Origin of the sequence: Myceligenerans salitolerans, from assembly GCF_017349295.1 — a bacterium.
Taxonomy (GTDB): domain Bacteria; phylum Actinomycetota; class Actinomycetes; order Actinomycetales; family Cellulomonadaceae; genus Myceligenerans; species Myceligenerans salitolerans.
Genome location: NZ_JAFMPK010000043.1, coordinates 95,508 through 111,119, shown reverse-complemented (window position 1 = coordinate 111,119; position 15,612 = coordinate 95,508). Strand labels below are relative to the sequence as shown.

Below are 15,612 nucleotides of genomic sequence, written 5' to 3'. Positions count from 1 at the left end.
GGTTCAGTGCGCGAAGGCGCGGTCGACGGCGTCGAGGATGCGATCGACGCTCGGCAGGTAGTCGTGCTCCAGCTTGGCGATCGGGTACTGCATGTGGAAGCCGCCCACGCGCAGCACCGGTGCCTCCAGAGCGTAGAAGCACTCCTCCGTGACCCGGGCGGCGATCTCCGCACCCACCCCGTAGAAGACGGGCGCCTCGTGGATCACGACGCAGCGCCCCGTCTTGCGCACGCTCTCCACGAGGGTCCCCGTGTCGACCGGTGACAGGGTCCGCAGGTCGATCACCTCCGCGGAACGGCCTTCCGACGCGAGCGCCTCGGCCGACTTCATCGCCGTGGCCACCGTCGGGCCGTAGGCGACGAGGGTGACGTCGGTGCCGGGCCGCGCGACGCGTGCCGTGTTGAGCGTGTCGGATCCGACAGGGGCTCCGAGGTCGACGTCGCCCTTCGACCAGTAACGTCCCTTGGGCTCGAAGAACACGACCGGGTCCGGGCAGGCGACGGCCTCCTGGATCATCGTGTAGGCGTCCTGCGGGGTGGCCGGCGTGGCGACGCGGAGGCCGGCGGTGTGCGTGAACAGGACCTCGGGGCTCTCGCTGTGGTGCTCGACCGCGCCGATGCCGCCGCCGTAGGGGATCCGCACGACGACGGGCACCTGCACCTTGCCACGGGTGCGGTTGTACATCTTGGCGAGCTGGGTGGTGATCTGGTCGTAGGCGGGGAAGACGAACCCGTCGAACTGGATCTCGCAGACGGGGCGGTAGCCGCGCATGGCCATGCCGACCGCGGTGCCGAGGATGCCGGACTCGGCGAGCGGGGTGTCCACCACGCGCCGCTCGCCGAACTCCGCCTGCAGGCCGTCGGTGACCCGGAAGACGCCGCCGAGAGGCCCGATGTCCTCGCCCATGAGCACGACCTTGTCGTCGTCGCGCATGGCGGCTCGCAAGCCCTCGTTGATGGCCTTGGCGAGGGTCAGGGTCTCGGTGGCCCGTGCCGTGGCAGGGTCGGTCATGGGGCGCTCCATCGTGGCGGTCATCGGGTCCCTCCCTGCTGCACGGCGGCGGTCTGCGGGACGACGGCGGTCTGCGGTGCCGTCGCGTAGGTGGCGTCGGCCGGTTCTCCGGCCTCGTAGGCCTCGAACCACGCGCGGTCCTCGGAGACGACCGAGTGCTCGGTGGCGTACACGGTCTCGAACATCTCGGTCTTGGTGGCGGGTTCCAGCTTGCGGGTGCGGTCGCGAAGCCGCTCGCCGAGGGCGTCGGCCTCCGCCTGGAGCTCGGCCTCGAACCGCGCGTCGATCGCGTCCTCGTTCTCCAGGAGGATGCGGAGACGGTCGATCGGGTCGCGTCTGCGCCAGACCTCCTCCTGCTCGGTGGTGCGGTAGCGGGTGGGGTCGTCCGACGTGGTGTGCGCGCCCATGCGGTAGGTGAACGCCTCGATGAAGGTGGGGCCGCCGCCGGAACGGGCGCGGTCGAGCGCCTCCTGGGTGGCCGCGTAGCAGGCGAGCACGTCGTTGCCGTCGACACGGAGACTCGGGATGCCGAAGCCTTCGCCGCGCTTGTAGAGCGGCGTGCGGGTCTGCTTGGTGGTCGGTTCCGAGATGGCCCACTGGTTGTTCTGGCAGTAGAACACCACGGGCGCCTGGTTCACGGCCGCGAAGACCAGGCCCTCGTTGACGTCTCCCTGGGAGGTGGCGCCGTCGCCGAAGTAGGTGACGACGGCGGTGTCCTTGGCCGGGTCGCCGGTCCCGACCAGGCCGTCACGCTGGACGCCCATCGCGTAGCCCACGGCGTGCAGGGCCTGTGAGCCGATGACGACGGTGTACACCTGCGCGTTGTACTCGAGCGGGTTCCAGCCTCCGTGGTCGGTGCCCCGGTAGAACTCGAGCCGGTCCACCGGATCCACACCTCGGACCTGCAGAACTCCGTGTTCCCGGTAGGACGGGAAGACGAAGTCCTGCGGGGCCAGTGCGTACGCGTTCCCCACCTGGGCGGCCTCCTGGCCGCGTGACGGGGCGTAGAGGCCCAGCTCTCCCTGCCGTTGCAGGGATGTCGCTTCGTCGTCGAACCGGCGCGTCAGCACCATGTCGCGATACATCCCACGCAGCTGCTCGGGCTTGAGGCCTGCGATCCGCTTCCGGTACGCGGAGTTGCCGCGGCCGGTGACTCGTGCGCCCTCGGGTGTGAGGAGCTGCAAGAGCGGGACCTTGTCCTCGCCAATGTCGCTGTTCACGATCTCTCCTTCGCTGCGGGCCGTAACCTACGTTCACGTAGCCTACGCAAGCGTAGGTTAGGGCCCACCGTGTCCGGCAGCCGCCGTGTCAGCCAAGGCTTGAGTCGCCGGTTTGGAGGGTTCCCCCAAACGACTCGGCCCTGCTGGCGACGACGGTGTCGCCGGGAGATGGCATCTTTCCCGTTCAGCCTGTCACCCTCCGCCCCCAAAGGAAAGTGAAGCGGCCTCCCGCCGAAAGATCTTCGGGCTGTCGCCCGAGGTCGGTGTTCCTCGCCGGCGCCGGTCAGCGCCAGGTGGCGGCGAGCTTCAGGAAGGCGTCATTGGCCTCGGACTCCCCGATCGAGACACGGATACCGTCGCCGGCGAACGGCCGCACGAGGATGCCGGCCTCCGTCGCCTGCCTGGCTCGGTCCGTCGTGGCGTCCCCCAGGCCGAACCAGACGAAGTTCGCCTGGGTCTCGGGCAGGTCCCAGCCCTGCTCACGCAGGGCGTCCACGACACGGGTGCGCTCGGCGACGAGCCTGTCGACCCGCTCCATGAGCTCCGCCTGCGCGGTCGGGGCCAGGGACGCGAGCGCCGCCTGCTGCGCGATCCCGGAGACGCCGAACGGCGTGGACGCCGAGCGGATACCGGTCGCGAGGGCGGTCGGCGCCAGCGCGTAGCCGACACGCAGGCCCGCCAGTCCGTACGCCTTCGAGAACGTGCGGAGCACGACGACGTTCGGGTGCTCGCGCAGCAGGGTCACGGCGTCCGGCACCTCCGGGTCGCGCACGAACTCGAGGTAGGCCTCGTCGATCACGACCAGCACCTCGCGCGGGACCGCGGCGAGGAGTGCGGCCAGTTCACCCGAGCGGACGGCCGGGCCGGTCGGATTGTTGGGGGTACACACCAGGACGACCTTGGTGCGGGGGGTGACGGCAGCGGCCATGGCGGTCAGATCGTGCCGACCGTCGGCCGTGACCGGCACCGTGACCGAGGTCGCGCCGGCGATCGCCGCGTAGATCGGGTACGCCTCGAAGGACCGCCACGCGTACACGACCTCGTCACCCGGCTCGACGACCGACTGCAGCACGTGGCCGAGCACGGAGACCGAGCCCGTCCCGACGACGACGTTCGCGGGCGCGAGGCCGACGTGCTCCGCGATCGCTCCGACGAGGTCCGTGGCGTACATGTCCGGGTAGCGGTTGACCTCGGCGGCCGCGCCGGCGATCACCTCGCGCACCGACTCCAGCGGCGGGTACGGGTTCTCGTTGGACGACAACTTCCACGCACCGGATCCCGGCGCCACACGGGCACCCGGGACGTAGGCCGGCAGCGCGGCGACGGCGGCGCGCAGGGGAACCGTGGTGTTCTCGGGGGTGGTGTTCACGCGAATCAGGATGCCACGTGCGGCGTGCACGAGAGCGCCGCCCCGGAGCGGATTTCCTGCGAACGGCCGGTCACCACGAGTAGGTTCGACCTCATGAGGCTCCTGCTACGCATCCTGGTCACCGCGTTCGCGATATGGCTGACGACGGTGCTGTTCGGCGACCACGTCGAGGTCGTCTCTCCCGAGGGGACGGGGCCGTACCTCCTCTCGCTCATCGTGATCGCCGTGGTCTACGGCCTGGTGCACGCGATCATCAAACCGCTCGTCAACCTGCTGGCCCTGCCGCTGTACCTGCTCACCCTCGGCCTGATCTCGCTGCTGATCAACGCCCTGATGCTGTGGATCACCACCCTGGTCACGGGATTGTTCGACAGCTACGGGCTGGAGGTCACCGGCGGGTTCTGGTGGTACGTGATCGCGGCACTCGTGATCGCTCTGGCTCAGATGATCGTCATGGCGATCCTGCCCGACCCGGCGAGGCGCCGCGACTGACCTCTTCCGCCGGATCGCCGGCCCGGCGATCGTGGCGGGCGGTCAGCCCGCCGGACGCCACGATCACGAGGCCGGCGACGAACCCGTCGGACAGGACGACGGCTGGGCCGGCGGACCTGGTGACGGAGCGGGTTCCGGACCCGTCGGAGTGGTCCTCTCGGCGCGGTAGAAGGCCGTCTCGGCGACGTCGCCGCGCAGGAACGGCTCGATCCGGTCGACGACACCGGCCACCCGCACGTCACCGGACTCACGTGCGAGTGCCAGCGTGCGGGCGTGCGTCCGGATCGAGTGCGCCCCCGAGGTGTCACCCGAGGCCGTCCGGTCCTCCGCCGCCGGGGAGTCGGAAAGGGTACGGCCGACGGTGACACGATCCGGCGTGCGCGGGTTCTCCGTGCTCGACCGTCCGTCCACGTTCGAGACGACCTCCTCGGCGGTTTCCAGGTGCAGCACCGGCACACCGGGAGCGGTCCGGAACGTCGCGACGGGCGCTCCGGCCGTGACCACCCCGCCGATCCGGTACCGATCCACGAAGGCGGGCCGGCCGGCCAAGGCCGTGACGGCGATCCCGCCCAGGCTGTGTCCCACCAGGACCACCGGCTCGTCCGGACCGATACCGGCTTCGGACATCGCTTCCTCCACTGCCTGAGTCACCTGGTCCGGGTGCTCCGCCACGAGTTCCAGGTCGGTGAGCCCGTCCCACGGGTGTGCGGCCGGGAGAACCGACTGGGTGCCCGGCACCAGTACCGTCCACGTCGTGACACCGCCCGGGCCGCTGACCCGCTGCACCGCCACCGTGCCCTCCGGGGCGCCGCTGCGCGGATACAGGTCGTCAACCCGTCCCAGTGCCTCGTCGATCGTCCCGGCTCCGGCGTCGCGCCAGGCAGGTGGGGCGACGGCGAAGCCTGCCGCGCCCACGCGCTCGAGCCGCACCCCGTCGCCCACGGCGGGGCCCGGTGCGGTGCGCGTGGCACCGGCCAGGGCCGCCGCGGCTCCCGGAACTCCCGGCCGCTCCCCAGCAGACCGTGCGAGGCCGTGCGCGAAGCCGTACGCCAGTTCGTCCGTCCAGCGCGCGACACCGCGCACCACATCACCGCCGAACCCCCCTGCGGTCCGGCCGTGGCCGGCGTCCTCGCGCTCGCCCGCCCGTGCTCTCCGCCCGTCCACCGACTCGCCCGGTGAGGACCGGCCGGTGCCCGCCGGCCCACCGCCCGTGCCGACGCCCACCCCACCCGGGACGCCCGCCGCGCCCAGGACACCCGCCGCGCGGTACGCCCCGCCGAGGACGTCCAGCACCGGTGCGACGCCGATAGCCGCACCGATGACGAACCCCTCGGCCGTGACCAGCCCGCCGATGAGACGTTCGACCAGTCCTTCCGCCTCCTCGTAGAGGCCGGCGGCACGTAGCAGCCGCCGGGCCAGCCGATCGAGGGCATCGGCACGGACCCCCAGCCCGGAGGTCACGGCCTCGATCGCCTCGCAGGCAGTCCTCCGCGCCGCTGTCGCGAAGGGTTCCACACCTGGCACGGGCCCCGGCGCGGTCCCGGCCCCGCGCCCCGGCGCCGCGTGCCAGGACACGCCGGTCCATACCGTCGGCCCCGAAGCGGCACGCCCGCCGTCGGCAGTCCCTGCCGGCCCGAATCCGTCCGGCGCGAGGATCGTCGCTCCCGCCGCCACCTCCCCCCAGGCGGCACCTGCGAGCCCGGCTGCCTGCCGCAAGCCGTCACGTGCGTCGGCGAGCCGCGCGGCCGCGATCCGAACCCCTGCCGCATCGATCGACGCGAGGCCCGTGCCACCGATGACGACAAGGGTGTCGGCCGGATCGCGCGGAACTTCCGTATCTGCCCTCAGCGGTGCGAAGGCGCGGCTCACGACAACCCTCGGAGGAGTCGTACTGCCTCGTCGAGGAGATCCAGCTGGCCCACGAGCGCGTGGGTCTGCTGTGCGGCCTCCACGCGGAACCGTGTCGCCGCCGGCGACTCCCATTCCACTCGCTGGGCCGCGGCCGCCTGGTCCACGGCGACTTCGACGAGCCGGCGTGCGGCCGTCAGCGCCATGAGTGGCTCGCCTCCGTCCATGTGTCCTCCTTCGATCCCCCTCGGTCCCCGCGCTGGAACGACGGTAGGCACTCGCTGCTCGTCGCCGCGGGGTCGAAGTCGCCGCCTGTCGAGAACTGCGCGAGACGCGGCGTTGTGGTCGGCGTCGTTCCGGCCGAGGCGCATCGTGGCGGGACTCGCGGTCACGGGCGGACGTCCCATGGGAAACTGGTGCTCGTGCCAGAGACCATCGTGAACACGTCCGTCCCGGCCCGCGTCAGCCTCGCCGAGGTGATGCCGCCGATCGCCCTGGGCCCGCTCGACGGACGGTACCGGTCCACGGTCGCGCCGCTCGTGGACCACCTGAGCGAGGCGGCCCTGAACCGTGAGCGCCTGGTGGTCGAGGTGGAGTGGCTGATCGCGCTGTGCAACGGTGCCGGCGAGATCGGCGGGCCGGTCGTGCCGGGGGCGCCGCGGCTGACGGACGAGGAGGTGTCCTACCTGCGGGCCGTCCCGGCCACGTTCGGCGCGGAGGAGATCGCCGAGCTCAAGGAGATCGAGCAGACGACGGTGCACGACGTGAAGGCAGTCGAGTACTTCGTCAAACGCCGCCTCGCGGCAGCTCCCGAGCGCCTCAGCGCGACGAATCTGCCCGCTGCTTCCGAGCTCGTCCACTTCGCGTGCACGAGCGAGGACATCAACAACCTGTCCTACGCGCTGATGGTGGCCGGGGCGGTACGGGACGTGTGGCTCCCTGCAGCCTCCCGGCTCGTGGACCAGGTGGCCGAGATGGCACGCGAGCACAAGGCGGTGCCGATGCTGAGCCGCACGCACGGCCAGCCCGCGACGCCGACCACGATGGGCAAGGAACTCGCGGTCCTGGCGCACCGGCTGCGGCGTCAGCTTCGCCGGATCGAAGGCGCGGAGTTCCTCGGCAAGATCAACGGTGCGACAGGGACCTTCGGGGCCCATTCCGTCGCGGTCCCGGGTACGGACTGGCCGGCGTTGTCGCGGGCGTTCGTCGAAGGGCTGGGGCTGACGTGGAATCCGTTGACCACCCAGATCGAGTCGCACGACTGGCAGGCCGAGGTGTACGCCGACGTCGCGCGGTTCAACCGGATCCTGCACAACCTGGCGACCGACGTGTGGACGTACATCTCGCTGGGGTTCTTCACGCAGATCCCGGTCGCGGGCGCGACCGGGTCCTCCACGATGCCGCACAAGGTGAACCCGATCCGGTTCGAGAACGCCGAGGCGAACCTCGAGATCTCGTGCGCCCTGTTGGACACGCTGTCGGCCACGCTCGTCACGTCCCGCCTGCAGCGTGACCTCACCGACTCGACCACGCAGCGCAACATCGGTCCGGCGTTCGGGCACAGCCTGCTCGCGATCGACAACGTCTCACGCGGACTGAGGGCACTCGCGGTGAACGCACCGCTGATGGCCGAGGACCTCGACGAGAACTGGGAGGTCCTCGGTGAGCCGGTGCAGTCCGCGATGCGGGCGGCCGCGGTGGCGGGGATTCCCGGCATGGACAACCCGTACGAGCGGCTCAAGGACCTCACTCGCGGGCAGCGAGTGGATGAGAAGCGGATGCGCGAGTTCGTGGCCGGGCTCGGACTGCCCGACGACGTCGCGGCACGGCTGACGGCGCTCAGCCCTGCGGCATACACGGGCCTGGCCGAGCAGCTGGTGGACGACTACCTGGACTGACGCGGGCTCGTCGGCTGCCGGCGCAATCGCACGGCGGAGGCTCGGTGGTCGAGCCGGCTCGGCCGGCTCGACCACCGAGGCCGGGCCTCAGGCCTGCCGGAGCCCGGCCGCGCGGACCGTGCGCGAGCGAGAGACCGCCAAGGTCGTCGCCGCCAGAGCTGCCAGCGCCCAGACGACCAGCGCCGCACAGGCCGCGGACAGGCCACCGGAACCCTCCGTGATCGCGGCCAGCGCCTCCTGAGCGGCGCCGACCGGGAGGAACGCCGCCAGCCCACGCAGCCCTGCCGGCGCTGTGGAGACCACCCCGGCGGCGATCACCAGCACCGCGATGACGAGGCTGATCCCTCGTCCCACGTGTCCGAGCCCCGCGGCCAGCGCCTGGTTCACGACGACGAACGCGACCGATACGAGGGTGCCGACCGTGATCGCGGCGGCCCAGCCGCCTGCGTCGAGCCCCTCCACCGCGGCGAGGATCGCTCCGGTCACCGCACCGGTCACGACTCCTATGGCGGCCGGCAGGGCAAGAGCACCGAGGGCCAGGCGCAGCGGGCCGCGTGTCGAGCCGCGAGCACCGAAGGGCACCGGCGGGAACACGAGCATGACGCCGAGTGCGCCGAGCCAGAGAGCCAGGACCGCGAACATCGGTCCGGTGGCACCGGTGCCGAGCTCGGACGCACCGGTCACCTCGACCGGGTCCGCCACGACGGAGGCGAGCGACCGGCGCTCCGCGTCGCTGTAGGCCGGAAGCTCTTCGGTGGCCTGGTCGAGGCCGTCGGACAGGTCGCCTGCTCCGCCGGCCATCTCGTGGATGCCGGTGGCGAGGTCGTCCGTACCGGCCGCCACCGTGTCGATGCCCCCGGAGAGGTCTCCGGCGCCTGCGGCCAGACCGGAGACGCCGTTTGCCAGGCCTCCGGCGCCGGAGGAGAGTTCGGAGGCTCCGCCGGCGAGTCCCGTGGCACCCGCAGCCAGTTCCTGGGCGCCGTTGGCGAGCCCCTCAGTCCCCGCGGCGACGTCGTTGGCGCCCCGCTGCAACGCGGTGAGGCCACCGGAGAGTTCACCGACACCGGATGCCAGCTCGGTCACGCCGTCGGCCACGGTCTGCGAGCTCTTGGCAAGCCGTTCCGAGCCGTCCGCGAGATCGTCGGCTCCGGTGGCGAACGAGTCCAGCTTCTCCATGATCTTGTCGATCCCTGGCTCCGCATCGCCGTCCATCTCCGCCAGCTTGTCGCAGAGTGCGGTCAGCTGGGCCTGAGCCTCCTCGGTCAGCTCAGAACCTTCCTCAACGATCGAACCGCCGCACAGTATCGCGATGCCAGCGGCAAGCTGCTCGAGATCGCCACCCAGCGACTCCAGACTCGCGATCATGTCTTGTGCCTCACCGGAGAGATCGCTGACCTGCTGGTCCACCATGGCGATCTTCGAAGCGAACTCCTGGCTTCCGCCGGCGAGTTGCTGTGCGCCCTTTGAGAGGTCCTGCGCTCCATCTGCCAGCTGGTTCGCGCCCATCGCGCTGCGCCCTACACCGCCGGCCAGGTCGTACATGCCGGCAGAAAGCGCGTCGGCACCCGCGGCCCACTGAGACGCACCGGCTGCCCATTCGCTTGCTCCCCCGGCCCACTGACCGGCACCGCCGGCCAGTTCGCCGGCGCCACCCGCGATCCGGCCGGCTCCGTCGCCCAGTTCCGCCGCGCCGTCCGACGCCTGGCGGGCGCCGTCGGCCAGCTGCTCCGCACCGTCGCCTGCCTCCGAGGCGCCGTCGGCGAGGTCGCCGGCGCCGTCCGCGGCCGTGCCGAGCTCTCCGGACAGGGTCGAGAAGCCCACCAGCACGTTGTCGACGTAGGTCTCGGTCAGGGTGTCACCGAGAACGCTCGTCGCCGTCTGCGCCACGATCTGCGCCAGCGCGTCGTCGAGGATCCGGCCGTCGGGTGCCGTCGCCACATCGATCGTCGCCTTGCGCGCCTCCGACGGGTCGTCGCCGCCGTAGGACGTCGCCGCCGACGAGAATCCCTCGGGAATCGTCACGACGGCGGCGTACTCGCCGTCGGCGAGCCCTGAGGCCGCATCCTCCGCGTCGGTCACACGCCAGTCGTAGCTGTCGTCGGACGCCGGCACGGCGGCGGACTCACCTTCGTCAGGCACCTCTCCCCCGCTTACCAGGCCTGCCGCAAGCTGCCGACCGAGCGGTACCAGCTGCCCGTCGACCTCCACCGGTTCGTCGAGATTGACGATCGCGGCCGGTACGGTGTCGAGCCGGTCCTGCGGGTTCCACAAGGCCGACAGGAGAAGTCCCAGGATCATGAGCGGCAGAAGCGCGACAGCCGCCGCCTTCCGCTGATCACGTACGGGTTCCGGCCGCAGCCACCTCTTCGCGTTCATCGCCGAACCTCCTGCATCGAAATCTCGTTCCCGCGCCCGTTCGCCAGAGCGGGGTCCCCGGCAGCACCGACATCGAGCACGGGCGTGCCGGCCGGCACCAGATCTGTTGCCGGGGCGCCGACCGCGCCCACCACCACGGCGACCCCGGCACGCTGCACGTGCGCGAGCGCTCGCGCCAGTTCCAACCGCCCGGTCAGGTCCCCGACGGTCTCGGTGCCCTCCACGACGACCAGGCGCGCGCGGTCGGCCACCGTCCGCCGGACGGCCTCGTCGGCCGCGATACCGCTCGCGGCCTCACTCGCATCGACGACCGCGACTCTTCCACGTACCGTCGCGGCCCGTTCGGGCAGCACCAGCCCGGTGGTCTTCAGCTTGCCGTCCAGCTCGATCCCGCCCGCACGTACGAGCCGACCCGCCATGGCGAGGAGAACGCTGCTGACCTGGGTGGCGGAGTCGCCGCGCACGAGAAGCACTCCTCCTTGCGGTACTCGAGCGGTCACCGGGCCGGCCATGACGCCCGCGTCGCTACGAACCACCATCCCCTCGGCGGCGACGGCATCCGTCGCTCCGGGCTCGGGCCAGTCGGCCAGGGCGATCTCGCGTGCCAGGCCCTCCCCTTCGACGTCGAACGACGGCAGCGCCGCGTCGAGCCTCCGGGGGATCCACCAGGCCTTCTCTCCCAGCAGTGCCAGGACCGCGGGCACGAGAACCATCCGGACGACGAAGGCGTCCACGAAGACACCCACCGCCAGCCCGAGCGCGATCGGCTTGAGGTTCATGTCCCCGTGCGGGACGAACGCAACGAACACCGCGGTCATGATCACGGCGGCAGCGGTGACGACTCCCGCCGCGCCGCGGAAGCCGGTCGTGATCGCCCTCCGCGCCCGGTCCCGTCCTCTCCCGTGCACGTAGTCCTCGCGGATGCGTGACACCAGGAAGACCTCGTAGTCCATGGCCAGTCCGAACAGCACGCCCATGAGAACGATGGGCATGAAGCTGATCACGGGGCCGGTCCGGGTCACACCCAGCAGCTCGGCCAGGTAGCCGTTCTCGAACACGAGCGTGATCACGCCGAAGGCCGCACCGACCGAGAGCAGGTATCCCACGGTCGCCTTGATCGGCACCGCGATCGAACGGAAGACCATGGTCAGCAGGACGAGCGACAAACCGACGACGAGCAGTGCGAAGGGAAGCAGTGCGGCGCCGAGCTTGGCCGACACGTCGATCCCGACCGCCGTCGAGCCCGTCACCGCGAGGTCGACGCCGTAGGTGTCCAGGAAGTGACCGTGCAGACTCCGGATCTCGTGCACGAGCGCTTCGGTCTCGGCCGACGTCGGGCCACCCGTGGGAACCACTTGCACGATCCCGGTGTCGGCGGACTCGTTCGGCGTGGCGAGGGGCACGTCCGCGACGCCCGGCAGGTCCGCCAGCTCGTCGCCGATCTGCTCCATCAGGGCGACCGGGTCGTTGCTCGTCACGATGGATCCGGTGATGACGAGCGGCCCGTTGAAGCCGTCGCCGAACTTCTCGGACACCAGGTCGTAGGTGACCCGCGCGGAGTTGTCCTCGGACAGCACGCCGGCATCCGGCAACGCGAGCCGCAGGTTCGTCGCGGGTAGCGCGAGCGAGCCCAGGGCCACCACGACGAGCGCCACCGTCACCGCCGGGTAGCGCGTCACCCCGCGGACCCATCCCGAGAAGAACCGGTCGGCGGCGCCGTGCGTCCGGTTCTCTCCCTCGTCGTCCTCGTCGGAGGCCGCGCTCGGGCGCTTCCTCGGCCGCAGGCGCTCCCCCGCCATGGCGAGCAGGGCGGGGAGGAGGGTCAGGGAGACGATCACGGTGACACCCACGGTCACCGCGGCGGCGATGCCCATGACCGACAGGAACGGGATACCGGCGACGCTCAGACCGACCAGAGCGATCATGACGGTGAGCCCGGCGAAGACGACCGCGGAGCCCGCTGTCGCCGTCGCACGGGCCACCGACTCCTCGACCGGGAGCCCGTCCCGCAGCTGCTCCCGGTGCCGCGACACGATGAAGAGCGCGTAGTCGATGCCCACCGCCAGCCCGAGCATCACGGCCAGCATCGGGGTGGTCGAACTGATGGGACCGAGCGAGGTCGCGGCGAACAGGAGGGCCATCGACACCCCGACCCCGAGAAGCGCGTTGAACAGCGGCAACCCGGCCGCGATCAGCGATCCGAGCGTCATGACCAGGACCACCATGGCCACGAGCAGCCCGACCCCTTCCACCAGGGAGATCTCCGGGAACTCGGTGGCGAAGAGTTGTCCGCCGAGGTGCGCCTCGGCCCCGTCCGGCAGGTCGGCGTCGAGCGCCGCCGCCGCATCCGACAGAGCCTCCTTCGTCTCGTCGGTGACCGAGCTCTCGTTGCCGTCGAGCTGGATGGTCAGGAGGGTCGCCGTGTCGTCGTCGGACACGGACGCCGGCATCTGGTCGTCGTAGGGCGACGTGACCGCGGCGACCTGCGAGACGTCGCCCAAAGCGGTGACACCGCCCTCGACGGCGTCGCGCATCGCGTCGTCGTAGACGTCCGAACCTTCCGGCGCAACAACGATGACCTGCGCCGACGCACCACTCACCTGCGGGAACGTGGCGGACAGCCGATCCAGGGCGAGCTGGGACTCGGTGCCGGGGATCGACACCTGGTTGTCGAGTCCCTGTTGCAGCAGTCCAGCGGCACCGCCGGCGAGCCCGAGGACCAGGATCCAGCCGACCAGGACGAGCCGGCGCGCACGCACAGCCCAGCGACCCAGCGAGTACAGAGCAGAAGACACGAACGCTCCCAAGGGGTTCCAGTGGTTCGATGCATCACTGTATCGGATACGTTCGTGTATCGACACTCGGCCGATCGGACTACACTCCTAAGTCGCACCACCACCCGAGGAGAGATCGTGACCGCCGAGCCGCTGCGCGACGACGCCGTCGGACAGGGCGCCGCCGATCCGGGCGCGTCTCCGGCCGAGAGCGCCCTGGCCACCGCGCTGACCCCACGCCGCGAGCGCACACGGGCGCGTCTGATGGACGCCGCCTACACCGTCTTCGCACGGGACGGCATCCATGGCGCCTCGATCGAGGTCATCTGCGAGACCGCCGGTTTCACGCGCGGCGCGTTCTACTCGAACTTCGACAGCAAGGAAGAGCTGTTCCTCGCACTCGCAGACCGCCTCAAGCGGCAGCAGCTCGACGCGCTCGAGGCGGCCACCCGTTCGCTGGACCCCTGCGAGTTCCGGTCCGGCGCCGTGGACCACGACGCGATCGCACAGATCCTCAACGCCGTGGCGACCGACCCGGACCACAGCCGCCAGTGGACGCTGCTGCGCTCCGAGCTCGAGCTGCTCGCCATGCGCGACGCCCGCGTCGCGGCCCTGTACTCCACCCACGTGACCACGCTCCGGGAGGAGCTGACCGACGCCATCACCCGCATCCTCGAGACCCTGGGCCTCCGGTTCGTCGTCGACACCGACACGGCCATCGACACGTTGCTCGCGGTCCACGAGGCGATCGACCGCCGCCACGCCGTCGAGCACCCGCTCACCGAGTCGAAGGGCACGAGCGCACCGCACGGCCCGGACCAGGCCCTCCTCGGCCACCTGGTCGACCTCCTCATCGGTCCTCGCGCATAGCACGCCGTGTGCGGGACCGGCACTTCGAGCCCCGGGCCGTGGCCGCCTCGTGACCGGTCAGGGCCGTCGGGAACCGCCGGCGACCGAGTGGGTCACGTGGCCCCGTGGCCCGCGCAGGCAGGAACGAGCCGGGGCAGAGGGCTCTCGACGGAGAACCCTCTGCCCCGGTGGAGCTGTCTACCTCACCAAGCGGCGTTGCGCGCCAGTTCGAGAGCCATCTCCTGCCACCACGCCCCTGCCGCGGGACCGCCGTTGCACTCACCGTCGGACTCGCCCGGCAGCTTCACCCAGAGCAACGCGTCGAGGTTCGTCCCGTCGTCGACGAGCGTCGGCCGCTCGCCGAGCGCACGGCCGCTCGGGTTGCACCAGTCGCTCCCCGGGCCGTTCCCGTTGCGCGAGGTGTCGATGACGTACGGACGACCGCCCACCTGAGCGGACACCTGCTCACCGTACGCTCGCGCCTCTGTCGTCGTGCGGTAGTTCGAGGTGTTCAGGGCGAAGCCCACGGCGTCGGCGAAACCGACCTGCTGGAGCCGGCCGGCCGCCTCACCGGCGCTCAGCCATGCGGAGTGGCCCGCGTCGATGTAGACACGGGCGCCCGCGTCCGCGAGCGAGTTCGCCGCGTACCGGAGGAAGCCGATGCGGTCCCCCTGCCCGTCGCAGTCGCCGAGCTGGGCGAGTGCGTCGGGCTCCAGGATCACCCACGGCTCGCCCTGGATGCCCGAGGCGACCGTGTCGATCCACGCCGCGTACTCGCTCTCCTCGACACCGCCACCGGAGTGGTTGCCGCAGTCCCGCCCGGGGATCGCGTAGACCGTGAGCACGGGGATCTTGCCGGCCGCGACGGCGCGCGACGTGTAGTCGACGACCTCGTCGCGGGCGTGCTGCGGGTCCACCCAGTTCCCCACCCAGTAGGACTGCGGGGTCAGGGCGATCTTCGCCAGGAGGTCCTTGTCCGACCCGGAGGCGGCCTGCCAGGCCTCGTACGCCTGTGTGCCCGGGTCGACGTAGAGCTCACCATCGGCCGGCTGTGTCGGGTCGTCGGTCGGGTCCTCGGTCGGGTCGTCGGTGGGCTCCTCGGTCGGGTCCCCGCCGACGTCACCCGTACACGTCGTGCCGTTCATCGTGAAGGACGACGGCGTCGCCGCGGAGCCGCTGCCGATGAAGCCGAACGACGCGGAACTTCCCGTGCCGAGGTTGCCGTTCCAGCCGACGTCGGAAGCGCTCACACCGCTGCCCGACTGCGTGACGGCGGCGTTCCACGCCTGCGTGACCGCCTCGCCACCGGCGAACTGCCAGGCCAGGTCCCAGCCGGAGACCGGATCGCCGAGGTTGGTCAGGGTGACGTCGGCCTGGAAGCCACCGTTCCACGAGTTGGTGATGCGGTAGTCGACGTCACAACCCGCGGCCGCGGAGGCGCTGGTGGCGGCGACGGTCGCCGCGGTGAGAGCGCCTCCGACACCCAGCGAGACGACGGCGGCCGCGGAGGCCCACCTCGCTCGTCGTCGGGAACTCGAGGTACGCATGGGAGATCTCCTTCGATCGGTGCCATTCCAGGCCCAGACCGTACGGAGACCTCTGACCCCACCGGCAGCTACCGAAGCGTTTAGATGGGTGACCTGCGCGGGATGCCGCCAGGACCCCTCGACAGCCCCATGAAAAAACCCGCCACCAGCTCGACGTGTCGTACAACTTCACATTGTCACGAATCTGTGTAACAGTTTTCCCACGGCGCCCCGCACGGGGCGCCGGCC

At 71.0% G+C, this 15,612-nt stretch carries 11 protein-coding genes; 3 read left to right on the top strand and 8 right to left on the bottom strand.

What is annotated here, in order from left to right; all coding sequences use genetic code 11:
* Positions 1–3: 3 nt before the first annotated feature.
* The 3 genes from J0911_RS10925 to hisC all read right to left on the bottom strand — a co-directional run bounded on the left by J0911_RS10925 (position 4) and on the right by hisC (position 3,600).
* Entirely contained in the window at positions 4–1,035 is a 1,032-nt protein-coding gene (locus J0911_RS10925) for an alpha-ketoacid dehydrogenase subunit beta (protein ID WP_207275493.1), read from the bottom strand.
* Positions 1,032–2,231, bottom strand: a complete 1,200-nt coding sequence (gene pdhA / locus J0911_RS10920; protein ID WP_307865025.1) for a pyruvate dehydrogenase (acetyl-transferring) E1 component subunit alpha — start codon at positions 2,229–2,231, stop codon at positions 1,032–1,034. The genes J0911_RS10925 and pdhA overlap by 4 nt, the downstream gene beginning before the upstream one ends.
* A 283-nt stretch (positions 2,232–2,514) precedes the next feature.
* Positions 2,515–3,600: a histidinol-phosphate transaminase gene (hisC, locus tag J0911_RS10915; protein WP_207275492.1), complete on the bottom strand. Its 1,086-nt coding sequence runs from the start codon at positions 3,598–3,600 to the stop codon at positions 2,515–2,517.
* A 93-nt stretch (positions 3,601–3,693) separates the two neighbouring features.
* On the opposite strand from hisC, the gene J0911_RS10910 reads away from it, so the two are divergent.
* The gene (locus J0911_RS10910; RefSeq protein WP_207275491.1) at positions 3,694–4,092 is read left to right on the top strand and encodes a phage holin family protein; all 399 of its coding nucleotides are present in this window, start codon (positions 3,694–3,696) and stop codon (positions 4,090–4,092) included.
* A 63-nt stretch (positions 4,093–4,155) separates the two neighbouring features.
* Here J0911_RS10910 and J0911_RS10905 read toward each other — a convergent pair whose 3' ends face one another.
* Both J0911_RS10905 and J0911_RS10900 read right to left on the bottom strand, forming a co-directional pair.
* Positions 4,156–5,961: an alpha/beta fold hydrolase gene (locus tag J0911_RS10905; protein WP_207275490.1), complete on the bottom strand. Its 1,806-nt coding sequence runs from the start codon at positions 5,959–5,961 to the stop codon at positions 4,156–4,158.
* On the bottom strand, positions 5,958–6,167 hold the full coding sequence (locus tag J0911_RS10900; protein ID WP_207275489.1) for a hypothetical protein: 210 nt from the start codon (positions 6,165–6,167) through the stop codon (positions 5,958–5,960). Before J0911_RS10900 ends, J0911_RS10905 begins: the two co-directional genes overlap by 4 nt.
* 252 nt (positions 6,168–6,419) lie before the next feature.
* Here J0911_RS10900 and purB point away from each other — a divergent pair, with 252 nt between their 5' ends.
* Positions 6,420–7,838 (top strand): adenylosuccinate lyase, encoded by a 1,419-nt coding sequence (purB, locus tag J0911_RS10895; protein WP_207275523.1) that lies wholly within the window; start codon positions 6,420–6,422, stop codon positions 7,836–7,838.
* 87 nt (positions 7,839–7,925) lie between these two features.
* On the opposite strand, the gene J0911_RS20780 is transcribed toward purB, so the two are convergent.
* Both J0911_RS20780 and J0911_RS10885 read right to left on the bottom strand, forming a co-directional pair.
* The gene (locus tag J0911_RS20780) at positions 7,926–10,214 is read right to left on the bottom strand and encodes a YhgE/Pip domain-containing protein (RefSeq protein ID WP_207275488.1); all 2,289 of its coding nucleotides are present in this window, start codon (positions 10,212–10,214) and stop codon (positions 7,926–7,928) included.
* Positions 10,211–13,009 (bottom strand): MMPL family transporter, encoded by a 2,799-nt coding sequence (locus J0911_RS10885; protein ID WP_207275487.1) that lies wholly within the window; start codon positions 13,007–13,009, stop codon positions 10,211–10,213. Before J0911_RS10885 ends, J0911_RS20780 begins: the two co-directional genes overlap by 4 nt.
* 117 nt (positions 13,010–13,126) lie before the next feature.
* On the opposite strand from J0911_RS10885, the gene J0911_RS10880 reads away from it, so the two are divergent.
* Positions 13,127–13,858, top strand: a complete 732-nt coding sequence (locus tag J0911_RS10880) for a TetR/AcrR family transcriptional regulator (RefSeq protein ID WP_207275486.1) — start codon at positions 13,127–13,129, stop codon at positions 13,856–13,858.
* Positions 13,859–14,040: 182 nt separating this feature from the next.
* Here J0911_RS10880 and J0911_RS10875 read toward each other — a convergent pair whose 3' ends face one another.
* Positions 14,041–15,384, bottom strand: a complete 1,344-nt coding sequence (locus tag J0911_RS10875; RefSeq protein WP_207275485.1) for a glycoside hydrolase family 6 protein — start codon at positions 15,382–15,384, stop codon at positions 14,041–14,043.
* Positions 15,385–15,612: the final 228 nt, after the last annotated feature.